Origin of the sequence: Vibrio maritimus (genome assembly GCF_021441885.1) — a bacterium.
GTDB classification, from domain to species: Bacteria; Pseudomonadota; Gammaproteobacteria; order Enterobacterales; family Vibrionaceae; genus Vibrio; species Vibrio maritimus_B.
Map to the genome: position 1 here is coordinate 1729649 of NZ_CP090439.1, position 26988 is coordinate 1756636.

Genomic DNA, 26988 nt, shown 5'->3' on the forward strand with positions numbered 1-26988 from the left:
AAGTGGGATGATGGATGTTTGACCCGAAACTGCAAACGGAATTTTGCGAATTGAATAGTAATGATGCTTCTTTCTTGAAAGACGCATTATTACTACTCGCTCAATTAGATGAAGACTTGCTTAAGGGAAGTGACCTTTTCTTTGCAGGTGTGACTCGTTTGATCGCAGAAATCGATAGACGAATGTCGAAGCAGGTATCGAACATCATCCATCACCCTAATTTTAGTCAACTAGAAGCGAGCTGGAGAGGCGTCGAAACACTGGCGTTTCTCCCTGTTAATTATCAGAAAGTTCGTATAAAGCTTCTCGATGTTTCTTGGAACGAACTTTCTCATGAGCTTAACACAGCAGTTTCACTTAAGCGCACTGCGCTTTATAACTTAATCGCTAACCGAGAGCTGAATACTTCAGGTGGTCAGCCATTTGGTATGGTGGTTGTTGACCATGACATCTCAATGAATGTCGACTCTGACTTTGATGACATATACACGCTAGAACTGCTCGCTAGTTTGGGCCAACTTTGTTTATGTCCGTTTGTTTTATCTCCTGAGGATACATTTTTCGGTGAGCCTGGCGCTGATTGGTTGTCGGACATTCAACGAGTTGAGAAGATTCTTCAAGGGCCCGACTATATTGCTTGGCAAAGGCTTCGTAGCTTAACGCAGTCCCGTTTTCTTGGTGTGGCAATGCCTAAAATACGCTTACGGAATGCGTATAGTAGCCAGTCATCAACCTCATTTTTGTTTAGCGAAACATACCAGCCGAGAGCGGGCCTTTGGGGTAGTGCTGCTGTACTTTTCGCGTCGACAGCGTTACGGGAGTTTAACCGAATCAACTGGTTCGGTTTTATGAAATCACGGTGGCAGGACAAGCTAATGGGCGCATTAGTCAACGTACCAATTAATGGCCAAGGCACGTTAGCAACTTACCAACCTGCATCGGAAATGAGCCTGTATACCGAGATGGGCAATTTTTACACTGAGCAGGGCTTTATTCCATTATGTCGCAGTACTACGACGGAAAAGTATTTCTTCAGAGGCAACCGTTCTATTTGGGATAAGGCTAAAGATGACTCGGAACTTGTTGCGGGTCAGATCCAAACCACGCTCATGATTTGTCGTATTGCTCATTTTCTTAAAGTACAGATCAGAGGGATGATCGGTAATTTCCAAAGTGCAGAAGAGTGTGAGCTCTACTTAAATGATTGGCTGCAAAAGTATACGAGTAATCTGTTCAATGCTGATGAAGCAACAATGGCTAAGTATCCACTGAGTAAAAGCCGTGTTGAAGTTAAAGAAGTTCAAGGTGAGAGCGACCGTTACGTTTGTAATGTTCTTATTCAACCACAGTACCAGTTTGATAACGTGTGTGGCGAAGTCCTTCTTTCGACAGACCTTGGTACTGAAGATGCCTTGTTCACTTCGAGGGCTCGCGCATGATGTTTTGGAAAACGTTTGTGAAGCAAACCGGATCGAACCGCACTGCTTCCGGAAACATCAATAGCGAGAAGAGTGGCGATGATCTACTTGATGCAATTCATTATCAACTGACAACACTGTTGAACTCAGAGGCGCCAATGAGATTGGTGTCTAACTCGTTTCCAGAAGTACAGCGCTCTCTGTATTGCTTTGGCCTCGACAACTCGCAGAGTTTAAGTAGTCAAATCGATCACGATCAATTTTCCCGCGCCCTCGAGCGTATGATTAAGGCGTTTGAGCCTAGGTTGTCAGAAGTCAGTGTGTTCGTACAAGAAAGTGACCAATCAAAAAACGCAGTTTGTTTTTCGATAATGGCAAAAATTGAAACCGCAAAAGGCGAGCATGTCTTTTTGTTTGATTCAAATATAAGCCTGTCAAACCAGTCTGCGACGATGGAGGGACAGGAAATTGTCTGATCAACTTCTAAGTTACTTTGAAAGAGAATTAGCAAGTATTCGCGGTGCATTGAGCGAATATAGCCGAGATTTCCCCGATCATGCCGCGTCAATGCGCTTGAATCAAAACGATCAAGAAGATCCAAATATCAGCAGATTTATCGAAGCTGCTGCTTTGTTGAATGCAAAAACAGAGAAGCGTCTAGACGAGCAGTTTCCGGAAATATTGCAAGACCTTATCAATATAGTTTATCCAGGTTACCTTCAAGTGATCCCTAGCTATACGCCATTTCACTTGAACCTAGATACTGAAGCAGCGACGAGTAAACTCGAACTAGAGAAAGGGTCTGAGCTTGCGGTGTCTCACGATGAGGTAGAGTCGATTTTCACTTTAGTTGATGACTTGGTCGTTGAGCCATTTCATATTGCAGACATAAGCGCCACGACTGCACCGTTTAACTTTCCCACTCCTAACAACCTTAGAAGGGCTGAGTCTGCACTTCAGGTGACGCTTAAGTGCAACGACCCTGATACAACGTTTAGTCAATTGACCACCGAACACTTTGACTTCTATGTTCGCGGCTTTGAGAGTAGTTCGCGAGGCTTGATTGATCTTCTTTTGTTAAACACAGAAGCTATAACACTGTGGAACGGCAATCAGCAAGAATCAATCAATACGTCGCGCTTACGAACTCGTGTTTCTGATTCGAACTTTACCTGGCTTCCAAGCTACGATGGTCATCTTACCGGTTTCGACATATTGCGTGATTACTTCGCGTTCCCTGATAAAGCTGCCTATATGAGAGTTGACGATCTTGGCGATCAGTTGAGAGCGTTTAATAGTAGTGAAGTTACGTTGACTCTTTTTATCCAGCATTTGCCAGTAGAGTACCTAAGTTTATTCAGTCCTGAGGTTATACAGCTTAATACTGTACCTGCACTCAATCTATTTCGACGTCGTGGCGAGCCGCTTCGATATGACTTCTCCAAGCTTTCTATGCCAGTCATTGCGGATGCCCAGCAACAGGACCACTATACTGTCGTCTCTGTGGAGTCAGTTAATGAAGTACTTTCTACTGGAGAAGTACCTTTAACACCAATATACGAAAGCGGTTATTGGTCCGATAGTGATGCTCCGCAATGGCAGAGCAGTCAGTATTGGGATCATAAAGGGCGCAGGCGCATGAACCTCTCAGTTAGCTATGCTCAGATGCCAATGGATCAAGAGTCCGTTGTCCTCTCTACTCAGTTAATGGTGTGCAATGGGCGTACACCCTGTTTAATCCCAACAGGGACATGGGCTGAATGTTTGGCAGCGGTCGACTTACCTGGCGAGCTTGAGGTTGTTAAAACCCCCACGGCACCGCAATACCCTTCATTGGATAATCAATTAACTTGGCGATTTCTTGCGATTCTCAATGCGAACTTCGCGACCTTGGTTCAGACAGATGATCCAACGCTGGCACTACAGGATGTTCTTAGACTCAGTTGTAATACCATTCAATGTACTCAGGCATTTGCCATTAAAACCGTCTCATACAAACATCTGATTGCTCCTATTACCATCGATGGACAAAGTATTTTTGCTTCTGGTACCGAAATAAAAGTCATGGTGGACGATGAAATATTAAGCACGGATTTTTCTGTGTTTGCAGAGATTCTGAACGCTTTGTTCTCACAATATTGTAGTTTCGATAGGTTTATTCAGGTCTCTGTAGAACGATTTGGTAGTGACAAAGCTGGCGTACAGTTTCCAAAAACACACGGAAGTCAGTTATGTCTGTGATCCAAGAAAGCGTCAAAGCCCAGCTGTTAAATCAACCTTATTCTTTTGATTTTATTCAGGTCATTAGACTTCTAAAGGCGTTGAACGTGAGTGACAAGTTGCCCTTATCACTCACACCCGAGGTGATGCCTGAAGGTCTACCAGAGCAAGTAACCAGTATTCGCTTTGAAAGTGATAGAGTCAGAATCAAGCTTGGTTTAGAGGCGTTGTCAGGATCCAAGGGGCTTATTCCTGACTATCTATATGCTGAACTGCTCAATAGCTTGCACCAAGATGACAACGCGCTACAGAAGTTTATCGATGTGTTTAATCAACGTTACTTTGAGTTGAGAGCTCATGTAGAGATCAATCAGAGCATGTTGTTGAAACAAGAAAAAGATGCCGCAGCGAACAAGGTTTTGGGGCGTTTGACCCAACAAGCTGCATTGGCATGCATGTTTTCACTACCAGGGTCGAATCGAGAGAAAACACACCCTAGCATGCTGCGTCATGGTTTAGCGCTGGGCAACAAGAGCAGAAACTTAAATGGCCTAAAACGGCTGCTCAGTGATTACTTTTCGTTGGCTGTAACGCCTGTGGTAGCGCCTTCATCATTCTATCGAATCAATACCAACTACCAGTCGAAGCTCGGCGAAAAGAAAGGGCAGAATCAGAGTTTAGGCCAAGGCTTTTGGCTAGGAGCCACAGGGACTCAAACGTTTAAAGCACTTGAAATTAATATCACGCCTAAAACTCGCTCTGAGTATTTAGGGCTGCTCAACAATGCTCAATTTGCACAGTCTATGAAGTCTTTGGTTCAAGCATACCTTCGTGAAAGCATAGATATCAGACTCTATATGTATGTGAAACGAGACTACATAGACGAACCACAACTGTCTAACTCTAGGCAAGGACTCAGGTTAGGAGAAGCCAACTGCCTTGCCTCAAAAAGGCGAAAATCGGAATTTCGCAAGATACTCATTCAACAGGAGAAAGTTTGATGTCTCAAATAAAACTAGGGAACCTTGTTTCTAAGCTCGATATGCCCCTCAAGGCCGCGCTAGAGGAGGCTGCAGGTGCAGCAATGACTCAAACAGTCGCTGCCATCGAGATAGAGCACTGGCTGGTGCAGTTGCTAACAACAGATGAAAGTCATTTGAAAAGCTTTCTCGCCAAACAAAACATCGACCCAAGTGCTTTGTTGAGTGAGCTAACAGAGCGTATTAATCGCTTAAAACCGGGTGCAAATGGCCAGCCAACGATTAGCAGAGCATTGAGTGAGGTAATGGAAACCGCATGGATGCTGGCGTCAGTAAACTATGGGCATCAGGAAGTGACAAGCTTGCACTTACTCTTGGCGTTGAACCAAGCAGATAGTTTTGGCATGAAAACATTGTCACTCCCTTCTCTGGAAAATGTGTCAACAGAAGCGCTTGGTGCGCAAATCGCTTCTTTGAAGATAGCGACGAAGTCTAGTTCTTCAGCATCAACAGGTAGTGCTCCTCAGGCAGCAACTGCTGGTGGTGCTCTTGATAAATATACAGTTAACCTAACAGAGCAAGCTCGGAATGGAGAGCTAGATCCTGTGCTAGGACGAAACAGTGAAGTCAGGATGGCTATCGACATTCTATGTCGTAAGCGCCAAAACAATCCTATTCTTGTTGGTGAACCAGGTGTCGGTAAAACTGCCGTTGTCGAAGGTTTGGCTCACAGCATCGTCGCAGGCGAAGTGCCACCTGCGATTCAAGGTGTTGAAATTCACACGCTAGACCTAGGTCTACTGCAAGCGGGTGCGAGTATTAAAGGTGAATTTGAGAACCGACTTAAAGACGTTATCAACGAAGTAAAAAGCTCTGAAACACCAATTATTGTATTCATCGATGAAGCACACACGTTAATTGGAGCAGGTGGTGCTGCGGGTCAAAATGATGCGGCAAATCTACTAAAGCCAGCGCTAGCACGTGGTGAGTTCCGTTCAATTGCCGCAACGACTTGGGCAGAGTACAAGAAGTACTTCGAAAAAGATCCAGCGTTAACACGTCGTTTCCAGGTCATTAGTGTTGAGGAACCAAATGCTGAAGACGCGAAGCAGATCCTCCGTGGCGTAGGTGAAGCATTACGTAATCACCATGGCGTATTCATTTTGGAGGATGCAATTGAGGCTGCTGTGAGCTTGTCTATTCGTTATCTTCCATCACGACAACTGCCAGACAAAGCAATTAGCTTGCTTGATACGGCTTGTGCTCGAATAGCGTTAACGCAAGGTGCGAAGCCAGAGTCGATTGAAAGTCTTGAACAAAACATCCGCTATTTGGAGAGTGAGCTCAATGCGCTTGAAGCAGAAGGTACCGTGTTCATCGAAAAAGCCGGTGACCATCAACTTCTGAAAGATAGAATTGAAAACAGTAAATCTGATCTTGAAGCGCTAAACGTTCAATGGGAAAAAGAGCGCGAACTGGTATCTGAAATTATCTCTCTGTGCGAAAAAATCGAGACGGATCGTACAGAAGACACGGTTGATTCTATTAGTCAGCAAAGCCTTAACCAGGCACTCACCAGCTTGCGAGAGATTCAAGGTGAATCTCCGCTAGTTTTCCCGGTAGTTGACGAGCAAGTGATTGCAACTGTGATTGAAAACTGGACTGGCATCCCTGCTGGCAACATGGTCAAAGAAGAAGTCGCTCAGTTACTGTCCCTTGAAGACGCTCTTCATGAGCGAGTGATTGGGCAAGATGTGGCCATCAGCGAGCTTGTAAAAAGCATCCAAATATCAAGAGCGGGCCTTACTGATAGTCGTAAGCCAGTGGGTGTGTTCTTAATGTGTGGTCCAAGTGGTGTAGGTAAAACGGAAACTGCCATGGCTCTGGCTGATGAAGTGTTCGGCGGTGGAGATAACCTCACCATTATTAATATGACCGAGTTTAAAGAAGAGCACAAAATTTCGATGCTGCTTGGCTCTCCTGCAGGGTATGTTGGCTTTGGCGAAGGTGGTGTGCTCACTGAAGCGATTCGTCGCAACCCGTATTCAGTGTTGCTACTGGATGAAATGGAAAAAGCGCATCCAGGCGTTCATGACTTGTTCTATCAAATCTTTGATAAGGGCCATATCAAAGATAGTGAAGGTCGTACGGTCGACTTTAAAAACACAATCATCATTATGACATCGAACGCGGCAGACCAAGCGATAGTAGATATCTGTGAAGATAATGAAGAACGTTTAGCAAATGAAGATTTGTTAGAACAGATCCGCCCGGCATTACAACACTACTTTAAACCCGCTTTCTTAGGACGCACAACGATTGTGCCTTACTACCCATTGAATCGTGATGAACTGAGCCAAATCGCGGCAATTAGTTTGAATCGCATCGCTAATAAACTCAAAGAGAAGTACAAGGCCGAGTTTAAGTGGGATGACACTTTCATTGATTTTGTGGTCAGTAGGAACACGGATCCGACGACAGGAGGTCGAGCCGTGGAGCAGATTATTAATCGTTCTCTAATGCCTAAACTTGCGGTTGATTGTATTCATCGTCTCAGTGAGGGGCTTGGCGTGAATCAAGTATCCGTTACAACGGATGCTGTGACAGGTGAGTTGGTTATTGATATCACCTAAATATTAAAGTTGAGAGAGGTGACAACATGGATAAGCGTGCCTTGATGTTCCATTTTATTGGAAAGGCTAAAGTCAGTGCTAGGGCACTGACCAAGTTCTGCCTCGTGCCAAGTGTCCTATTAACCGGAGCATTTGAAGCGAGCGCGGTAGAACGTATAACGCTTGCAACCCAGATCTGGACTCCCTATCAAACCGTTGACAGTAACGGCACGATAGGGGGTGTAGCTGTAGATAGAGTGAAGTGTGCGCTAGGCAGAATGGGGCAGCCTTATGAAATTCGGGTAATGCGTTGGGACAAAGCGCAGTTGATGGTTGAAACAGGCGAAATGCATGGTTTTTTTGCCGGTTCATCGAATAGTCGTCGAGCGCAATATGCGACGGCGTCTTATCCGATAGTGTCAGAAAACTTGGCATGGTTCATAGCTCCAAACATCTATGCCGACATAAATGATGAAACAACTAAGTACAGTTTACGTTTTGGTGCTAAGTTTAATACAAACAAGTGGTTATCTTTAAAGAGAGATGGCTATAACGTAATAAGAAAGCCAAGAGATGCGGATTCGCTATTACAAATGCTTTGGAAAGGCGATTTGGATGTCGCCTATGAGTATGAACTTGTGTTTGAAGAGTCGATGAAGAAAGCGAACCTACCTATGGATTACTTCCAACGGGTGAGAATTAAAAAGCAAGATTTAATGGTTCATTTTTCTAACGACTTTTTGCGTCAAGCCCCAGGCTTTTTGGAGCAGTTTAATGCTTCCTTACGCAAATGTTATTGAAGTATAGGTAAGGGAATGCCATGGATATTAGTTTTCAGTTGATTGAGCTACCTGAAAACGAGCAGGTAATGAGTCGCCAGATAACGCTTCCTAGTGAAGGTGGCACAATAGGCCGTTCATATGAATGCACGGTGCAATTACCTGATCTCAGTCGTACGCTATCTCGCGTGCATATAGAAGTGCGTCCGCACTCTGAGGGCGGCTTCCAGATTATTGATAGAAGCGTAAATGGATGCCAGGTGAATGGCGTTGAGCTTGGTGTTGGTCAGTCTTTAAAGTTGAATGATGGCGACAATATCCGTATTGGTGGGTATTTGATGCTGGTCAGCGATATGGACGAACTATTCGCTGAAAGTTCAACCAATAGTAGCTCTCAGCAAAATACAGAAGGCCTGTTTTCCGAAAAAAGAGATACATTCGACTTCGATAGCGTGATGGAAGAGCCGACAGAAGCGATATTTGCGCAAGATGTTTCGTCGAGTTCATCGTTTAAACAAGAAGAAGTTGAAGCGTTTTCATCTGAGAACGTGGTTGGGGAGGATATTTATTCCTACGACCCATTTGAAGATGACGATGACCTCGCGATGGACCTCTCAAGCAGTGATAGTAAAGACAATATTGTAATGATAACAGAGCATCAAAATGAGCCTGTAGCCGATGATCATTCTGTCACGGTTGCCAATGGGTCACAGATTCAAGCTCTAGATTCCAGCATCGATCGGTTAACAAAGTTAGTTGAGCATCAACAATCGACCGTCACCGCGGCAATCGATAGGGAGCGACTGTTTTCATGTATCGAAGTGACACTGGATAAGTTTTTGGATGATTTCAACCCCAGTTCTTTAGAAGAAGAATTTGACGATTACATCACTGGGTGGGGCAACAAGGACAAAAAGTATTGGTCCCTATATAAAAAACAGTTTATGAGAAAACAACAGAAAAGTGAGTTTAAAAGACAGTTTACAGCGCTATTAATGGAAGAGTTGAGGGAGAAGTAGTGGAGCATATGAATCTTATGCGTCTGTTTACGTCAGCGTTGTTGTCGATAGCCATTTTAGGCTGTGGTTCAAGCGCACCCGTATTTCAACCTTCAATTGCAGTAACGGTGAACATGAAGGCAGCGGATGACATTAATACGTTTGATGATGACATTCCTAGACCGCTGATTATTAGACTGTATCAACTCAAAGAAAGTGGCGCATTTGAAAATGCGGAGTTCGTTAGTATTTACGAGTCAGACAGTAGTGTACTTGCTGGTTCGTTGATTGATTCGAAAGTCATGCCACCAGTAATCCCAGGTGAGACGCGGTCTTTTACGCTAGAAGTCCAACAAGAAACAAAGTTTATCGCAGTGTTTGCAGAGTTTGCAGACTATGAAGTGGCAACATCAAAGGCAGTGGTTGCGTTGGTCGAAGAACCTGATGAAAACCCAATAATTATAAGAATCTCTCAAGCAAAAATTGAGATTTCTCAGCCTGTTGATAGTTCATGGTGGTAAGGAGACCCAATTGAAACATCAGAGAAAAGTGGTTTGGAAAGAAGGGATGTTTGTTGCACCCCAACATTTCCAACAGACAGAAAGATACATTACTCAGTACATTCAAAAGTACGTTGATCTAACGTCGAGCGGAAAAAGCTTCGGCGTTTCAGTGTTAGAAAACGAGTCTAACTACCTAAAACTAGGGAAATTTAGCGTCGTCCGTTGTAGCGGTGTGTTTCAAGATGGAACCTTGTTTGATTGCTCTCGTGAACTGATTATCGAGATTCCAGAGAACACCATGAATAAAACGGTCTTCTTAGCTCTGCCTCTTTCTATTGAAGGTGAGAACGAATACGGAGAGAGGGAACTACTGAAACGTTACGTTGTAGCGGAGCATAATCTCTTTGACTCTAGTGATGCGGAGCAAAGTGGGATTAAAGCATCACTTGCAGAACCAAACGTTCGCCTGTTACTAGAAGGTGAAGACACAAATGGCTTAGTGCTAATCCCAATCGCTCGAGTTCTTGAGCGACGTGATGACGGAGAGGTTGTACTTGATAAAGGGTTCATTCCTGCATGTCTACAATATGGAGCCTCTTCACTGCTCAAGGATAGATTGAAGGAGCTACTTGTTCTCGTTCAAGCGAGGGCAAAAAACGTCATTGAGAGAATTGGTGCTGGTGAGCAAACAAAAAGTGATTTGAGTTTAATGCGGGAATTTCTTTGGTTGCAAACCCTAAACCGATGGATACCACAACTGGCGATCTTGGTTGAAAAGCCTGAAACGAACGTAGATACACTGTACGAAAAGTTGGCGAGCTTCTCCTCTGAGCTTGATAGCTTCACGCCCGCTATGGGCAGTGTAGAGCACGTGGTCCTTAATAAAGACAACCTCCACCTTGCATTTGGTCCCTTGTTTTCGGGGTTGAGGGATAAACTGTCTATGGTTCAAAGTGACAAGGTAACCGAATTTGAATGGGATACTAACCTCTTTGAGAAACGTCGACTACTAAGACTGTCGATTCCAACCTTGGCTCAGATGGAAGGAAGGCGTTTAGTAATTTCGGTGAAGTCTTCGGTTGGTGCCGCTACGCTGAGCTCGACGTTCCCAAGCGTGTGTACTTTAAGTGGAATCAGTTTGATTGCTGAGTTGGTTAGAAATAGTCAATCCGGTGTCACTATCAATCCATTACCGGTTGCTCCATCAGAGCTAAAAGCTCAGGTCGACTTAGCCTATTTTGAGATAGACGCCTCCCATGAATACTGGCAACAACTCAAGTCGAAACGTGAGCCTATTGCACTGCACGTGGATAGTCGCATACCCGATCTAGCCATCAAGCTTTACGCATTGGGATAATGCTATGAACGATCTATTAGATGAAGTCACGGTCCCTTTAAAAACTCATGTTGATACTGATTCAGTGTCCTCATCCGGTGGGGTGCGCCTGACCAGTTTAAACGCTATCAAGAACCAAGCGCGTTATACATTGGCCCAGCGCCAAACTGAACTGTTTGATAACGATATACTCCGTGTCAGCGCGGAGCTGTTATCGCTCATCATTTCGGTGAAGCGACTTGAATGTCCTGCGGATATGTATACTTTCCGTATGGGGTTAAAAGGGCAATTAACGGATCTAAAATACAAGGTAGCTAAACTCGACTATCCCCCCTCTGTCGCGGATAAAACCTGCTTCTTGTTCGCCGTTATGTTGGATGAACAAATTTTGCACTCCGAATGGGGAGAAGAGTCTGGGTGGGAGAATCAGACATTAGTCAGTGAACTATTCGGTGTTAAAAACGGTGGTGAACAATTTTATCTTGTTGCGGAAAGAGCACTCTTACAGCCCATCCTGCTTAAAGACCTTTTAGAACTCATCTATATCATGATTAAGCTTGGGTTCCGCGGCCGCTATCGAGTTGAAGGAAAAGAGTTGCTCGGTGTTTTAGTTCAGCGATTAGAAGAGGCGGTGTTTGCAGACATTGAACAAGGCTCAGAGCCAGAGAGGATGCCGATACCTAGACCGATAGCCTCTACTTTTAAACGCAGGGCTCGACCACAACGCCCGGTAAGGCTTTGGCGAGGTGCCATGCTATTTGTTGCCTTGCTAGCGTCGTTTTGGGGCGGCATATACTATTGGTATCAAATTACGGTTCCCGTCAAAGCAGAGCCATTTACCTCATTACCTAGCTTTACCGACAAATACTATAGTCAAGCCAACGCTCAAGAGAAAGAGTACATCTACACGAGCACCGATCAAGATCTCAGCGGTTCCAAAAAATCGTATGTGCCGGCTTCTAGTAATTCGTCGACCATAGCGACTTCAGGCTCAACGTCTTCGAGTGTGTCAGCTCGTACCGGTTTTCGAGTACAACTTGCGACATTGTCCTCAAAATCTTCGGCACAAAATTTTCTGTCTCAACATGGTGAAATGCTACCGAATGCTCAGGTAGAGCGCCAAGGCAATTTTTATATCGTTTCCAGCAATGTAGCGACGACACAAGAAGCACAAGAAGTGCTAAGTGCTGCGAAGAATGCAGGGATAGATGACGCTTTCGTCATCAGAGCGAAGCAGTAGGTCAAACCAATGATGAAAAAAAATAAAGCGATAGTATTAGCAAGCTTGATAGCACTCGTTATAACGTCATTATTGATGCTGGTTTTTTGGGTATTAGGTTGGTTCGGAACTGAGCCTGCTTGGGTTATTGTACTTCAGACACTCGGTGCGCTCGTTGTACTTATTGGTTCAGGTTTCGGTAGTTACCGTCTATTTCGAAGAAAGAAAATCAATGAAGACGAGAAAAAACTTGAGCAATGGCGAGTGGATGAAATCAAACGTACCTTTAATTTGGTTTGGAGAAAACACTCAAAGCTCAACGCAAATCCGTACTCAATTCCTTGGTATGTTCAACTTACCGAAGACCCAAGTCATGATCAGTCCTTGCTGCAACAGATGGGATTTGAACTGATTGACCCTGTTGATGAGTTACCTACAGATCTCGTCGCTGTCAGGTTTTGGGCTTCTGACGCGGCAATTATCGTCACGGTCGATCTAATGATGAACAAAGAGAGTTCATCTAAAAGTGTTCAGATACTGCTCGATTTGGTGCAAAAGAAGCGAGCGAGACAGGCTTTCAATGGTGTGTTGTGTTCGGTGAATTTGGGTAGCTTGATAAATAGCACAGAAATTTCAGCGAGTGAGACCAGTCAAAAGTATCGTTCTATGTTGGAAGATTTAAACAAGCAGACTGGGCTTATTTTACCTGTCTATTGTGCCTTTACTGACATGGCTCAAGTGCGTGATTTGTGTGAGCTTTTTTCACCGTTGGATGAGACAGAGAGGGATCAACCTTTCGGTGCACTGCGTGATTTGAATGAAAGCCGCCATTACGACAAGGAATGGTTTGATGACTCTTATGAAGCCTTGGTCAAAGGAATTGCGAGCACAATCAGCTCATCGCTCAAGCAACAACTCAATGCTGATTATCGTGACTCTTCAGTCTCAGGTTTGTTTCAGCTATCCGCACTTCGATATGACATTGAAGACTTTTTGTCACTAACCTTTAATCAGCACCAGTTTGATGACGTGGAGTTGTTTTTTAGAGGTTACTTCTTCGTCAATACTGGTGGTGATAGTAAGACACTGGACGTCGTTTCTGCGATGCATGCGTCCGAGCTCGGTTTTGAGTCAATCTCCACGGTAAACACTACGAGTAAAACACTCAGCTTGTTCGCTAAGGGGTTATTCCCAAGCTGTGTTCTAAAAGAGTCAACATTGGTCGGCGTTAACAGAAAACGAGAGTTTACCTATCGGACGACGCGTTTAGCAGCGACTGTTGGGCTAGTTGTATTATTTGGCGGTTTCTTAGCACTTATAAGAGCCAGTTATGTTTATCAGCAAAACCTCGATGGTCAAGCCCAGGCTATGCTCGCACAGTATAAAGATAACCTAAGGGTTAATGAAATACAGCCGGATGATCTCGCATCACCGGTATTTAGCCTGTATGAACTTCGAGAAATCGATCAGCTATATAAACAGGATAACCACCCTTGGTACGTCTTAAGTTGGTTGCCAAGTTCAAGCATCGCTGAGTATGTGAACAGTGCTTACTACGGTGAACTAACATCGGAACTATTGACCTTGATGCGTGACTACATCATGAAAGATATGTTTGTGTACAATTCACTCGATGACAAAGTAAAGACGCTCGAACTGCTCAACCTTCAGCAGATTTTGTACAACCCTGATCGTCACTCATCTGAGCCATTGGTAAATTATTACATTGGAGCGCTTAACGAAGAGGGAAGCGGCTACGCTAATTTGATAGAGCGCTTTACCTTGCTCGCGCAAGATGCCTTAAGCACAAAGGCGGTTCCTCCTCCTTATGATGAACAATTGCTTGAACTCGTACGTGGCACTTTATCGTCTAATGATGTCAGTGAATTACTTTACCAGCACATCATGCAACATAAAGATTTCTCTCGTCGTGTTGATCTGCGAAACCAACTTAATCCAACCTTTGATCAAGTCTATAGCTTCAAGCAAGACTTTAGTGGCTACTTGATTCCGTATGCGTTTACTCGCGATGGATTTGAAGAGCTCAGTAACGAAACGGGTTTTCAACTCGCCTCTGAAGCCATCAAAGCTTACGAAGGGGTAATGGGGCGAATCAGTGGCGATGCGGAAATGAACCGGATTAACCGTCAATTACGCGAACGTTACATCAAAGACTACATAAGCCATTGGACTGCGTTTACGGGCAGCGTAAGTTTGACGACCGTAGACAGTTGGGGTGGGAGCGAACAACAGTTGGCATTGGTCACAGATGCTAATTTCTCTCCTTTGCTGCAGTTTTATCAGGTGATTGATGAAAATACCAACCTTCTCAAAACCTTTGAAACAACAGAGAAAGAACAACCTGCAGATAAAGATGCAAGCGCTAAGGAAGAGGAATCGCCGCTAACGCCAGCAAATGGTGCCGCGATGGAGCGTGTTGCTGAGTCGATTACCTATCCATTTAGGCACATTCATAGTGTTATTGCGGCAAATAAAACGGGTAAGAGTCCATTTGACGTAGCAATGGGAGACTTACAAGCACTGCGTGATTGGATTGCCAAGTCCAAAGAGATTCAGTTTAAGGGACATTATTTTCTTGAACAGCTTGAAAATGCGGATGCGAGTAATCCAATCGCTAAACTCAACTCATCGGCGGACAACTACAATGTGCCGATTCTGCCAGAGCTAATGCAACAACAAGCAACGTTAGTTAATGGACTGGCTTTGGATTCCATACGTGAGGTTATCAATCAGGATTGGGCTAAGGTTACTGATTTTTATCAAACTCGACTGGCAAGCCACTATCCATTTAATACGACCTCGACGACGGATGCTGCGTTGTCTGATGTTGAGTTCTTCTTTAAGCCAAACGGTGAGTTTGATCAGTTTGCGACTAAATATGCCAATCAGTTGGATATTACTATAAATAAAGAGTTGTTTATTAATGGCTTCGTACCACATCAATATTTGTCGCTCTCCTGGCAATATCAACCGTTCAAAGAGTCTGTATCTCGAATTCAAGATCAGCTGTTTACTGGGGATAAGTTAGGCTTTAAGTTCTCAGTAAGAGCGGAAAAGATGTCACCAGTATTGACGCGTTTTGCGTTGATCACCAATTCGAAACTGTTTGAATACCAAAATGGTCCTAAACTTTGGCGTACTCAAGCATGGCCAATTCCCACCAACCAAGTTCAAGATATTTCTATTCTTATCGAGGACACGAGTGGTGTAATAAAGCGTGATAAACAGTCGGGAGCTTGGAGCTGGTTTAAGGTCGCAGATGCAATGCAAGGGGCATCACAAGTAGGTAGCAGTGAACTGATTTGGCGTTACCAAGTAGGGGACAACGAGGTGAACTTACTGGTCAAGTCGGATGGCGTTGGGCAGCCGTTTGATTCTGGTTTCTTCAAACAACTGACACTACCTCAATGGCTGTAGAGTTGACTGTGCCACTATGGGTTAGCGCACTCGTTCCAGAGCATAGACTGGAACGAGTGAGCAACACACGTATTCTGCATACTCCAGAACGCGATATGCGCGTTAAATTCTCTGATAACGTACTCGACACCGCTTTGTTGCAAAGAGAGGCTTTATGGCTGTCGAGAGTGGGCACGCTTGGTGTCGACACTCATCAATGTCTCGGGTTTTTCAAAGATGGTAGTCGTGGTTTGCTGACGACGACTTATATTGAAGGTCGATCTTTATCTGACCTGATTCGCGAAGCGACTCTTAATGGCACACAATCCATGAATATGAGCGACATAGTGTTACGTGTGTTTCGTGAGGTAGAACAGCTTCATCAACTCGGTATCGTTCACGGTGACATTAAGCCAGCTAACATCATTGTTCAGAGAGACGGAACACTGTCACTCATTGATTTTTCAAATGCTCGACGAGTTGGTGAATTATGGGCAGAGCGTGGAGTTAGTCAAAGCACTCAGAGTTTTGCCTATCCGAAAGGTGACAAATCCGCGAGTCCGATTCACGATTATTACGCATTACTTGTGACGATATTGACCGTCGTTGGAGGAACCTATAAGCCTCTTCTCAGTGACTTCGAGTCTTGGACCTGTATGTTACTTGAGCGCCTTCAAATTTTACGCCTTTCAACCCAACTAACCGACAGGGTAGAGACGCTTGTCAAAGCTATCACTAAAGACCTTCAGCTACCGAATTCTCATAGTGGCGCGTAATGTCTAAGAAGACGACACCTCAATTTTCTTGTGATTGATTCACGATAGATAGAAGGGGGGATAGTCAAAAATATCCTTTCCGTCGAATAACGTGTTCTGTCTTGCAAAACTGTTATCGTTTTGAGCGAAATGTTAACAATAATCTATGCTTATCATTGAGTTAGCTCTATCCCCAGAATGGAGTCGGTATCTGGGAACCTAGTGGGGCACGCACTCGCTGTATAAAAGGAATAAAATCAGGAGAAGTTGTCCATGAAAGCGACAAAAACAGCGTTAACGGTATCACTTATTATAACTGGGTTTATGGCAGCCGAAGTACATGCTGCGACTGAGTGGAATGTATCTTTGTGGGGTAAGCGCAGAGCTTTCACAGAGAATGTGGAAAAACTGGCGGAGCTAGTTGAGCAGAAAACCAATGGTGAATTTAAGCTTGTATTGTCTTACGGTGGTTTATCGAAAGCGCGAGAAAACTTAGATGGAATCTCATTTGGTGCCTTTGAAATGGCGCAATTCTGCTCTTTCTATCATACAGACAAGAACCCAACGATTACGGTAACGGAATTACCATTCTCTCAAGATGTATCTTTGGCAAGAGTCGGTGAAATCTATACCGAGGTCTTTAACCATCCAGAAGTAATGAAAGATCTTGCTAGATGGAACGCAACGTTACTGATGCCAACACCCTTACCGCAGTACAACATTGCAAGTAAGAGTGACAAATTAGAAAGCTTGGATGACTTTAAAGGGCTGAGAGTTCGCGGTCCCGGTGGGATTATGAGCGTTCTAGAAAAACTTGGCGCGGTTAAAACAACGGTGCCTTTCTCTGAGGTTAGACAATCGATGGACTCCGGCGTGATCGATGCAGCATCGTTTGCCCCGCACGCCCATCTAGCGACTAATACTTATAAGGTGGCAAATTGGGTGACCACCAACTTGAACCTAGGTTCAGCAAACTGCCCGGTAGTGGTTAACACTGAAGCATTGGAAATGCTTAAACCTGAACATCGAGAAGCGTTATTGAGCTCGGTGCCAGAAGCACTGGATTACTATGTTTCAAATTACGAGCAAAACACGACGGCGAAGTTCGATAAAGCAATCGCAGATGAGGGCGTCACACAAGTCACTTTCACGGCAGATCAAACTGCAGAACTTAATAATTTAGCGGCTTCAGTGCGTGAAGATTGGGTGAACAAGTACAAAGGTCAGTTCGACTCTCAGGCTTTATTTGACTACACAGAAGCCTTATTCAAACAGCAGAATTAATGCTCATTTCAACACTCAAACTATTAAGCGCTAGTCGTGACTAGCGCTTAGTTTTTTTCAATACCAAAAGGATTTCGAGTATGTCTGCGTCAGTTTTAGAGGACAGCTCGGCGGTAAGTCGGGTCGACAAGGTATTCTTCAAGCTTGAATCATTATTAAATCTTGCTGCAGGGTGTGTGATTGTCGCACTTGTGGCATTGGCCACGACCAACATACTAGGGCGCTGGCTGTTTTCAATGCCGATCAGCGGTTACATCGACTGGGTAGAACAGGCGATGGCGTTTATCGCCTTTTTAGGGATCGCGTACACGCAGCGTATGGGCGGACACATTAGGATGGATATCTTGGTCGGACGTTTCAAAGGTCGATGGTTGTGGTTCACTGAGTTCTTATCAAGTGTACTGATGCTCGTCGTCACTTTGCTACTTATTTACGGCTCTTACCTTCACTTTTGGCGAGCCTATTCTATTGGTGACTCTTCTGTTGATATCAATTTGCCCACTTGGCCTGCAAAGCTAGTCGTGCCATTTGCATTATCGGTGTTAGCACTGCGATTGATTTTGCAAATCTGGGCGTATTTGCGAGCGATTAAGCGAGGTGATACTAAGCCAGTAGCCGTTCCCATGATCGAATCTGCTGCCGAAGTTGCAGCGAAAGAAGCTGAAACCGTGAGTGCCAGCGATGAGGGGGCTTCAAAATGATGTCTTTGTTTGAAGTTATGGGAGCCATGGACTCTATTGAAATCGGCTTGTGGGTTTCGGGTTTTATGTTGGTCATGGTGATCATCGGGGTAAGAGTCGCTTTTGCTGCTGCGATTGCTGGTTTCTTAGGCTTAGTGTGGATCTTTTCGGCAAAACTGGGCTTTGAAAGGGGGCTCTTAGTTGCGATTAAAATGGCCGGCACCATTCCGCATTCTAAAGTGTCATCGCTTGCTTTATCGCTAATTCCGACCTTTATACTTATCGGATTTCTCGCTTACCATGCAGGATTGACACGTTCATTGTTTGAGGCCGCAAAACGTTGGGTTGGTTGGCTTCCAGGCGGTATGGGGGTGGCTACGGTGTTTTCAACCGCGGGGTTTGCCGCTGTATCAGGTGCATCTGTTGCAACATCAGCAGTTTTTGCCCGAATTGCCGTCCCTGAGATGCTCAAACTTGGCTACGATAAACGCTTTGCAGCAGGGGTTGTCGCTGCTGGTGGTACGTTGGCTTCGTTGATCCCGCCTTCTGCGATATTGGTTATCTACGCGATTATTGTTGAGCAGGATGTAGGCGCACTGCTAATGGCTGGCTTTCTACCAGGCGCTGTCTCCGCGCTGATTTATGGTGGGTTAGTTGTATTTCTTGCTCTAACACGTAAAAACTTTGGTCCACCTGTGAGAGGTTTTACCTGGAAAGAGCGATTTGAAACCCTCCCGGGGGCGATGCCTATATTCGCAGTAGTAGGCATAATCGTCGTATGTATTTATGGTGGCGTCGGGACTCCTACAGAAGCTGGCGCGTTAGGTGCATCATTGATTCTGGCCTTGGCTATTTTCCACGGCAGTCGTTGGAAAGAAATTAAAAGCTCTTTAATGGAAACGGCTAAGTTGTCAGCCATGATCTTCGCAATAATTTGGGGTGTACTGATCTACGTGCGTTTCTTAGGGTTTGCAGATCTACCCACAGCGTTTTCGGATTGGATTGTCAGCTTGGAACAAAGCCCAATGCTCACGCTTCTACTCATTCTTTGTGCCTATGCTGTTTTGGGGATGTTCATGGACGCGATTGGAATGCTGTTGTTAACGCTACCGGTTGTTTATCCTGCGGTTATCGCTCTAAACGGTGGCGCAGATGTCGCGGCGGTAGATTCAGCATTTGGAGTGTCTGGAGTAGGGTGTGCAATTTGGTTTGGCATCATCGTTGTTAAGATGGCAGAACTTTGTCTGATTACTCCGCCAATTGGCTTGAACTGCTTTGTTGTTGCGGGCGTTAGACCTGAATGCTCGGTACAAGACGTATTTCGAGGTTGCTTACCGTTTTTTGTCGCTGACGTGATCACCATTGCCGTGTTATTAGTGATGCCAGGAATTGTTCTGTGGTTGCCGAGCTTAATGGGGTATACCTAGTTCGATCTAGACTCGTGTGTTAGTCGCTAAAGAATAGGAGTGCCTCGATTAAGTCGAGGCATTTGTTGTTCGTCTTGCGATAAATCAATTGTCTTTGTTTTCACGCCAAGTAATCGTGACTTCTCGAACACCCCATTGTTTGGCGCTCTCAACATCATTACCCATATAGATATCAATCTTTTTAGTCCATCGCTTGTTCATTTTGTCTAGCACTCGATAGGTTCCTTTAAACCCTTCGATGGTGACTTCTTGATTATGGTCTAAGCCAAGCTCAATTAGATCTCTCGATACCGCAATTGACCTCATACCTGGCTTGAGTGTGTCTCCCCAAGCTCCAATGTTTGGGGTCGAATCTGTCTCACCGACGGCAGAGGTGTAGGCACTCGCCGTGACTCGGAGTTTTTTCTCAGTAGAAGCGAATGTCACTAAAGGAACAAGTAAAGTTAGGACTAGATAGCTAAGCGATTTCTTCATCTAAAACCGTGTACTTAAAATGGGAAGGTTGAAGTAAGTATAGCTTTGTATTGTGCTGTGCCTGTCAGGCAAGCGTTTGATGAAGGAGAGGAAAGGCACATAGCGGCTTTATGCGCTATGCACCTAACCAAGGGATTATCTTGTTTTGCACTCAGTGAAAACAACTTCGGATAACCCTTCCTCCGCTTGTTTTACGGTATCTGCACACATGGTTTTGGTGAACGATTTAGTATCGTTGAAGTTGTATCCAATTGATGAGCGAGTATCGTAATTGGTGAAGAGGAAGTCACCGCTATCGTGGTTGTAGACGAACTGAGTCCACGTCGCATAAGTTTCACCATTCTCAGGGTCGATCAGATCTTGTGGGATCAGGTTACCCGCGTTGTATGTGCTTAGTAGCTTGCCGCGAGTTTGTGCCCAGCTGGCATCTTCTTGGAACGTGACGTGCTGAGTGTTAAATAGGCCACGTAGGTTGCGGTCTAGTGAGCTAATTGAGCTTGGGATGCCTTTCGCCGCTATATCGTCGAGATTTACTTTCTCAACGTATGCACGGTGATCTTGTTGCAGTGGCGAGTTCGCCATAACACGCAGGTCAGACTTGGTGTCACCACGGTAAACGACCATCTTGCCGCCTTTGTTTAGCTGAAGCAGTGCGATGTCTCCGGACTTATCTTGGATAGAAATATGCAGACCGTGCTGTGTGCCGTGTAAACCATCTTTCCAAGCGATTTGCCAGTCGTTGTTGTTGAATGCTTTAACGGCTTCTTCTGTCGTCGCGTAATTTTCTGTTATGTAACGAATTACATCGAGGAAGCTGACCGCTGGCGCGCCATTATCTTGGTAATCTGCAATAAACTCAGCTGAATCGTACATATAGAGCAGTGAAGCAGCGAGTCCTTCAGAATTGATGGCATCGGATGCGACTCCGCCGAAGACATCCCATTCCATCTGTGAAATAGCGTGAAACTTGGTGGTCCACGTCATCGCGTTTTTGTAGCTTGGCGCTTCTGAGCTGTTACTTATGCCAACAGGATTCACTTGGGCTACATTGCCTAACTGCTCTCCCCAATCTAATGAACGAACCGTAGAGACACCATGCGGCGTATCGAGAGTGAAGCGTGAACATGCATTAGCCGCGCCAGCAGTTAGTGCTAACGCAGTTGCCGTTAGAGATGCGATTGCCAATTTATTTAGTGTTAGTGCTTTCATAACAAACCTCAAAGTTGGTTGATATTGGTAACTTGAGTCTATTATTTCAATTTATTTAGCGATGAAAAGCTGCTAAGGCTAGGTAAATCCCCTATGATGTTTATTGAGTGTACAGCAGAGGAAGTGTGGTGTTATGCCAGCATCTTTAGATCAGTTAAGAGCATTTGTAGCAACCGTAGAGAATAAGGGGTTAGCTCAAGCCGCGAGAAGCCTTGGAAAGCATGTTTCCACAGTTCGGGAGCAAATCAACAATTTAGAAATAGACACGGGTATTACGCTATTTGATCGATATCCTCGCTCTCTAGAGGTTACGTCTCAAGGTGAACAGTTATATAAATCCGCGACAGCCATGTTGAGAGAAGCGTCGCTATTTGATGCCAATGTCGAGAGCATATTACAGGGTGTCCCAGAAAAGCTGACTTTTGCTTTAGACAGTGGTTTAAAGGAACCCGCGGTTGATGCAATCATCGCAAGGTTTGTCGAAGCGTTTCCACATTTATCTCTGCAGGTACGCACCGGTGACACCCTACAGATAAAGGCATGGGCATTAGAAGGGGTCGTAGATATCGGACTTATATTTAACACGCTGCAACTGCACACCGAGCTGAGCTCTGAAAAAGCCTATGCGTTTGGGGTTAACTGCGTTGTACCTTGTTCATGGAACCTGCCGGAACAAGCTGATACCAGTTCTCTTTTAGATAAGTTGCAGCTAAGTCTCTCTTTTTTAGACGAAATAGGCGTTCGAAACGCTGATATTACAAGTCACCGCTTTATGTTGTGTAATGATGCCGTACAAATATTGAATCTAGTTAAGGCAGGTGCCGGTTGGGGCTACTTGCCAAACTTTGTTTGCCAAACGGCGATTCAAAACGAAGAGGTAAGGCTGTATCAACCTACACCAGATAGTATTTCAGATTGGAACACGAATCTGGTTTGGTCGAAACAAAACATTCTCAATCCAGCGATGAGGTGGCTTGTGAATGAAATACAAAAGTTACCTAAGTATCGCTAGTCGACTTCATGTACGGTGCCAGTATCAAGAGATAGTTCTTGAATAGCTGAGATAGTCACAACACAAGCTTTTTGTATCAGTGTACTCTCAGCGCCATTAAATCTGGTGAAGCATTGGTTTGTCGTATTCAAAACATGTAACGCTTTACCTCGCTTTGTATTGAATTCTCGTTTCATGATAGGTAACTCAGGCAGCTTCCCTTGCAGAGCTGCTCTTAATTTATGTCGGTTGAAAAGGTGTTTGTGGCTCTCAAGCGTTTGTGTTAGTTCTCGTAAGTGAGCAAGTGTCGTCTCTTTCATGTGAATCTCATTCAAACAAGCGAGTTATTGGCTAGGTTTACAACTGACAAGCGGAGGAACCTAGCTTGCCAGTTGGGGTTGGTACATTGAAGAATCAATCAACTGCTTAGAATTGGTAGTCTTGGTATTGCTCTTTGCTTCTAAACAAACTTTTAGCGCTGTACTTCACGTTGGAAAAATCAATAGAATCTACGTCGATTTTACGAATATCCATATTATCGTAGGTGCGGAAGTAGTAATCTTTATTCGCGATATCTACGACATTAGAGTACGACGTGAACTGTGGTACTTCAGCTGACGCGAAACGCCAATACAGGGTACCCTGTGGGATATCTACCGCGTTGACCATAGACCATGCACGATTAACGCCGTCAAAATCCGTTTTTAGTTGGCTTTGATCCATTGTGTAATTGAAACCAACCATCTTTTGGAATCGTCCAATGGGTGAATAGTCAAATGCCGCAAATGTTTCTTCAGAGAAACGTGCTTTTGCAGAGTGATAGCCATCGTAGCCATCAAGCATCATTCCAGCGAGTGCTTCTTGCTCGTGATACGCTGGATCATTAGTCATCACGCCAAGTTTGTTTTCTGTAATTACAGGAAAACCAGTTCCGTCAAGATACTCAACAACAATGGCACGTTTTCCATCGTTGAAGGCGTAGTGCATACCAAGATGCAAGCCGTCTACAACGTCGTAGGCCGCGACGGATACTTTGGTAGACTGAAGTATCTTTTCTGCTTCATCGACGGATCTTGCGTTGGCGAGAACATAGCGCACCACATCACCAGAGCGAATATCACCTTGCCCTTCATCGGCGAACACTGCACCTGCAAGCGCGAGCGCTTCACCGCTAAGTCCATGTTCGTTCAGAGCCGAGCTAAATAACTCCTCGCCATGTTCTATACCAACAAAACCATGAGTCGTTTTGCTTTCGGAGAATACATGTCCGCGGGGGACAACCGCAATTTTACCTTTTAACTCACCGGGCCATTCCATAGTTCGACCAATGAATGTATTTCCATTGTCAGTGGAAAAATTAAAGTTAGTGCATGCGTTTGCGATGCTTGAAACGCCAGCCATTGCTATAGCCGAAATAGATAGAGCAAGTAGTTGTTTTTTCATGGTAGTCCTCGGAACAGGTCAATGTCACTTTGTGTATGGAGCGTATTATGGATGTTATTATCCCTTTTAAAAACTCGTATAAGAATGATATTTTCCTGCTATAGTTTATGCCAAGGAGGGGCTATGAATTTTTCATTGGATCAGATCTCTGCTTTTGTCTCAACTGTAGAGGAAGGCAGTTTCAAAAGCGCGGCAATTAAACTCAACAAGCATTCAACGACGGTAAGCCAACAAGTGGCATCGTTAGAGATTGATCTAGGCTTTGCATTGTTTGATAGGCAGGTAAGAAAGTTAAACCTTACCGAACAAGGGCGGCTTTGTTATGCCAACGCTAAGGGGGTAATGGTTGAAGCATTGCATCTGCAGAGTAAAGTCAGTGGCTTGCTCTCTGATGTACCAGCAACGTTTACGGTTGGTCTAGATACAACAGTGCGTGATAGGCAATTGGTTAGATGCGTCAAAGATCTCGCGGATAAGTTTCCAACGATTGATATTACGATTTTACATGGGGACGCGGTATCCATAATCGATATGGCCGAACAAGGTAAAGTAGATGTTGGAATAGTTAACTCTCTATTTAAGGCGCACCGCTCTCTTACTATGGTGCCACTTTTTAGCTATGAAATAGTGTCGGTCGCCAGCTCAAAGTGGTTAGGGGAGCAAAGGGTTAAGTCAGAGTCCGAAGTTCGTATCTATCCTCAAATCGTTATGCAATATATTCAGAAAGCAAGCAGTCTAAAAGGGCATATTTTTAGTAATCGATGCTATACGGCGCAAAGTTTAATGGACCAGTTGGACATGGTGAGTATGGGCATGGGATGGGCAATCGTACCTAAGTTCCAGGCGTTGGATATGCTTGATAGCGGTGACCTTGTCGAGTTTAAGATAGAGGGAGGCAAAAACATTAACTGGAGTGCTGAGCTTATCTACGGGGCCGATAAAGCAATGAACCCCGTTCTAGCGAGGTTCATTGAAAATACGTCTTCACTGACGAATCGTTAGACAAGAGAACTTAAATTGAGAGCTCGTGAGTGCGTCACAAGCTCTCAATTACTAATTACTGACACGACCCCCAAACAATCTGACCACCTTTACGTCCTTGCTGATAGATGTCCGCACAGGACTCTTGCTTCATTCCTGCAATATCATCGATATTAAATGAAAGCTGACCTGCATAACCTTCGTTGTAGTAAGTAATGCCGCCTGTCTCTAAGCTATACACAAAGGTCTCCCATGTCGCATAACTTTCATTGTTCGTAGGATCGATGACATCTTGAGGGACTTTATTACCAAAATCGAATACCGCTTTCATTTTTCCTCGTACATCAATCCAATCCGCATTAGCTTGCGGTGTCCAGTCGGTGTTGCTTGTGACATAGATTCCACGAACATTACGATCGCGTGAGCTAATTGAACCTGGCAAGTTTTCGGCATCATTCATATCAAATGTAGCGGTATAGGCTCTATGATCTTGTTGAAGTGGGGAGTTTGCCATTACGCGGAGATCGGTTGTTACGTCGCCGCGGTGCACGACCATTTCACCACCTTTGTTGAGCTGAAGAAGTGCAATGTCGCCGCTTTTATCTTGAATGGAAACATGGAACCCATGCTGATGACCGGCAATGCCCGTTTTGTAGGCAATTTGAAACTCGCCTTGCTCAAAAGCTCTCACTGCTTCGTCAACAGTGGCATAGTTTTCAACAATGTACGGCACGATATCAGAAAGGTGTACTGCAGGAGTGCCGTCATCTTTAATGTCTTTGATGAAGTCTACACTGTCATGCATATACAACATTGACGCTGAAAGACCATCGGTGTTTATTGCTTCGCCAGTCGTATTATGGAAGGTTTTTACCTCTTCGAATGAAACAGTGTTGTGCTTTACTGTCCATGATTTCGCATTTTTATACTCAGGAACTGGCTTGGTTTCACGCTGTGTGTCCGTTACTTGAACGTGGGCGATCGATTGCAGTTCGCTGCCACCCCAATCATAAGAGCGTGCTATCGAAATACCATGTAGGTCACCTGTATTTTGGATAATTCGCGAGCAAGCATGCGTGCTCGTAGAGATAGATGCAATTGAAGCAGTTGCTGCAATAGCGATGGCTAGCGTGTTCAGATTCTTTTTCATTTCACGGATTCCAAATAAAAGTCATAGGACGTTAGGGGATGGTGTTTTCAGTTCATAGTTAACTGATGAATTGATTATGGCGGGTCTATTGCTTATTCTGAACGGGCTCAAGAGTGGGAAAACCCCGCCCTTAAGTCATGTATCGAACATGGTGACTGAAAGGTAATGCTAATGGCGATGACTCTAGAACAACTGAATGCTTTTGTAGAAACGGTTGAATGTGGCAGTTTTAAACAGGCTAGCGCTCGACTTGGAAAACACAAATCCACAGTAAGTGGATTGATTGCCAACCTAGAAGCCGAACTGGGGATGGAGCTTTTTGTCCGTAAGCCTCGTTCACTAGAGATAACAGCTAAAGGCACAGAAATTTATCGATATGCACTCTCTGTGCTACGAGAGTGCGACTTACTCAGCGTGAAAGCGAATAGCTTGTTAGAAGGCATGCCCTCGAGATTAACGTTGGCCATAGACCATGACTTGATGGGGAGTGATGTCAGCGCGATCTGCGCAAAAGTCATTAAAAAGTTCCCAGCGATAGAGCTTAATGTCATTGCAGTAGATCCTATGCAAGTTAGAAGTCATGTTGTGAGTGAACAAGCTGATATTGGCTTTGGTATCTCATTGTTCAGTGGCAATCATGAGTTAACGATTGCAGATGGCTACTCGTTTGATGTTGCTTGTGTTGCTTCTCCAAATCTCGACTGCAGGGATAAGGTGCTCACACTAGATGAAGTCAGAGGTATGTTGCAGATATCGGCAAGGTTTATGAAGCAAACAAGTCGCGAAGATACTCACAACCTGAGCAGCAGGAATATTTACAGTAACAGTTCGAAAAACACTTTGCAGTTGTTGGGGCAGGTAGATGCATGGGCGATGGTACCTGAGTTTTTGTGCTCTCAACAGCTAGGCGATGGTCAGCTAGACAAAATGTACATATCGTCAACAGCATCAAAAAGACCGAATCAATGGTCAACGGAGATTAGTTGGCTTACCGCGAAGCCGGTCAATAGTGCGATGGATTACGTCATCGAAGAGCTAGCAAGATTGCCTAATCGATAAATACCACTTTTGGCCGAAGATTCGGATGGCTGACTTTCAAAATTAATTTGAAA

General features: G+C 44.6%; 23 protein-coding genes. 18 read left to right on the forward strand and 5 right to left on the reverse strand.

Annotated features, from left to right (window positions below; all coding sequences use genetic code 11):
- Positions 1-14 precede the first annotated feature (14 nt).
- From LY387_RS24195 to LY387_RS24265, 15 genes are all read left to right on the forward strand, one after another.
- Positions 15-1439, forward strand: coding sequence for a type VI secretion system contractile sheath domain-containing protein (locus tag LY387_RS24195; RefSeq protein ID WP_234496708.1), 1425 nt, complete (start codon positions 15-17; stop codon positions 1437-1439).
- Positions 1436-1894: a type VI secretion system baseplate subunit TssE gene (gene tssE / locus LY387_RS24200; protein ID WP_234496709.1), complete on the forward strand. Its 459-nt coding sequence runs from the start codon at positions 1436-1438 to the stop codon at positions 1892-1894. Before LY387_RS24195 ends, tssE begins: the two co-directional genes overlap by 4 nt.
- The gene (gene tssF, locus LY387_RS24205; protein ID WP_234496710.1) at positions 1887-3659 is read left to right on the forward strand and encodes a type VI secretion system baseplate subunit TssF; all 1773 of its coding nucleotides are present in this window, start codon (positions 1887-1889) and stop codon (positions 3657-3659) included. Before tssE ends, tssF begins: the two co-directional genes overlap by 8 nt.
- Positions 3650-4639 (forward strand): type VI secretion system baseplate subunit TssG, encoded by a 990-nt coding sequence (locus tag LY387_RS24210; RefSeq protein ID WP_234496711.1) that lies wholly within the window; start codon positions 3650-3652, stop codon positions 4637-4639. Before tssF ends, LY387_RS24210 begins: the two co-directional genes overlap by 10 nt.
- On the forward strand, positions 4639-7251 hold the full coding sequence (tssH, locus tag LY387_RS24215) for a type VI secretion system ATPase TssH (RefSeq protein WP_234496712.1): 2613 nt from the start codon (positions 4639-4641) through the stop codon (positions 7249-7251). Before LY387_RS24210 ends, tssH begins: the two co-directional genes overlap by 1 nt.
- Positions 7252-7277: 26 nt before the next feature.
- A complete protein-coding gene (locus LY387_RS24220; RefSeq protein WP_234496713.1) occupies positions 7278-8030 on the forward strand; it encodes a transporter substrate-binding domain-containing protein in 753 nt (250 codons plus the stop codon).
- 20 nt (positions 8031-8050) lie between these two features.
- Positions 8051-9028, forward strand: a complete 978-nt coding sequence (locus LY387_RS24225) for an FHA domain-containing protein (RefSeq protein ID WP_234496714.1) — start codon at positions 8051-8053, stop codon at positions 9026-9028.
- A gap of 8 nt (positions 9029-9036) precedes the next feature.
- Positions 9037-9528 (forward strand): type VI secretion system lipoprotein TssJ, encoded by a 492-nt coding sequence (tssJ, locus tag LY387_RS24230; protein ID WP_042471897.1) that lies wholly within the window; start codon positions 9037-9039, stop codon positions 9526-9528.
- A gap of 10 nt (positions 9529-9538) precedes the next feature.
- Positions 9539-10867: a type VI secretion system baseplate subunit TssK gene (tssK, locus tag LY387_RS24235; protein WP_234496715.1), complete on the forward strand. Its 1329-nt coding sequence runs from the start codon at positions 9539-9541 to the stop codon at positions 10865-10867.
- Between the two features lie 4 nt (positions 10868-10871).
- On the forward strand, positions 10872-12086 hold the full coding sequence (gene icmH / locus LY387_RS24240; protein WP_234496716.1) for a type IVB secretion system protein IcmH/DotU: 1215 nt from the start codon (positions 10872-10874) through the stop codon (positions 12084-12086).
- A 9-nt stretch (positions 12087-12095) separates the two neighbouring features.
- A complete protein-coding gene (gene tssM / locus LY387_RS24245; RefSeq protein WP_234496717.1) occupies positions 12096-15503 on the forward strand; it encodes a type VI secretion system membrane subunit TssM in 3408 nt (1135 codons plus the stop codon).
- 8 nt (positions 15504-15511) lie between these two features.
- Positions 15512-16258: a protein kinase domain-containing protein gene (locus LY387_RS24250; RefSeq protein WP_234496718.1), complete on the forward strand. Its 747-nt coding sequence runs from the start codon at positions 15512-15514 to the stop codon at positions 16256-16258.
- A gap of 252 nt (positions 16259-16510) precedes the next feature.
- Positions 16511-17521 carry a C4-dicarboxylate TRAP transporter substrate-binding protein gene (locus LY387_RS24255; protein WP_234496719.1) on the forward strand — a complete coding sequence of 337 codons (1011 nt, stop codon included), beginning with the start codon at positions 16511-16513 and terminating at the stop codon, positions 17519-17521.
- 80 nt (positions 17522-17601) lie between these two features.
- Positions 17602-18222, forward strand: coding sequence for a TRAP transporter small permease subunit (locus tag LY387_RS24260; RefSeq protein ID WP_234496720.1), 621 nt, complete (start codon positions 17602-17604; stop codon positions 18220-18222).
- Positions 18219-19628 (forward strand): TRAP transporter large permease, encoded by a 1410-nt coding sequence (locus LY387_RS24265; protein WP_234496721.1) that lies wholly within the window; start codon positions 18219-18221, stop codon positions 19626-19628. The genes LY387_RS24260 and LY387_RS24265 overlap by 4 nt, the downstream gene beginning before the upstream one ends.
- A gap of 84 nt (positions 19629-19712) precedes the next feature.
- Here LY387_RS24265 and LY387_RS24270 read toward each other — a convergent pair whose 3' ends face one another.
- Both LY387_RS24270 and LY387_RS24275 read right to left on the reverse strand, forming a co-directional pair.
- Positions 19713-20102 (reverse strand): 3D domain-containing protein, encoded by a 390-nt coding sequence (locus tag LY387_RS24270; RefSeq protein ID WP_234496722.1) that lies wholly within the window; start codon positions 20100-20102, stop codon positions 19713-19715.
- Positions 20103-20237: 135 nt separating this feature from the next.
- The gene (locus LY387_RS24275) at positions 20238-21311 is read right to left on the reverse strand and encodes a linear amide C-N hydrolase (RefSeq protein ID WP_234496723.1); all 1074 of its coding nucleotides are present in this window, start codon (positions 21309-21311) and stop codon (positions 20238-20240) included.
- 133 nt (positions 21312-21444) lie between these two features.
- On the opposite strand from LY387_RS24275, the gene LY387_RS24280 reads away from it, so the two are divergent.
- Entirely contained in the window at positions 21445-22323 is an 879-nt protein-coding gene (locus tag LY387_RS24280) for a LysR family transcriptional regulator (protein ID WP_234496724.1), read from the forward strand.
- Here LY387_RS24280 and LY387_RS24285 read toward each other — a convergent pair.
- Both LY387_RS24285 and LY387_RS24290 read right to left on the reverse strand, forming a co-directional pair.
- Positions 22320-22622 carry a hypothetical protein gene (locus LY387_RS24285; RefSeq protein WP_234496725.1) on the reverse strand — a complete coding sequence of 101 codons (303 nt, stop codon included), beginning with the start codon at positions 22620-22622 and terminating at the stop codon, positions 22320-22322. The two genes, LY387_RS24280 and LY387_RS24285, sit on opposite strands and share 4 nt — an antisense overlap.
- Before the next feature lie 106 nt (positions 22623-22728).
- Positions 22729-23745, reverse strand: a complete 1017-nt coding sequence (locus LY387_RS24290) for a linear amide C-N hydrolase (RefSeq protein WP_234496726.1) — start codon at positions 23743-23745, stop codon at positions 22729-22731.
- A 123-nt stretch (positions 23746-23868) separates the two neighbouring features.
- Between LY387_RS24290 and LY387_RS24295 the strand changes: the two genes are divergently transcribed.
- On the forward strand, positions 23869-24747 hold the full coding sequence (locus LY387_RS24295) for a LysR family transcriptional regulator (protein WP_234496727.1): 879 nt from the start codon (positions 23869-23871) through the stop codon (positions 24745-24747).
- 55 nt (positions 24748-24802) lie between these two features.
- Here LY387_RS24295 and LY387_RS24300 read toward each other — a convergent pair whose 3' ends face one another.
- On the reverse strand, positions 24803-25876 hold the full coding sequence (locus LY387_RS24300) for a linear amide C-N hydrolase (protein ID WP_234496728.1): 1074 nt from the start codon (positions 25874-25876) through the stop codon (positions 24803-24805).
- A gap of 171 nt (positions 25877-26047) precedes the next feature.
- On the opposite strand from LY387_RS24300, the gene LY387_RS24305 reads away from it, so the two are divergent.
- Complete coding sequence (locus tag LY387_RS24305; RefSeq protein WP_234496729.1) at positions 26048-26935, forward strand: LysR family transcriptional regulator; 888 nt, start codon at positions 26048-26050, stop codon at positions 26933-26935.
- Positions 26936-26988 lie beyond the last annotated feature (53 nt).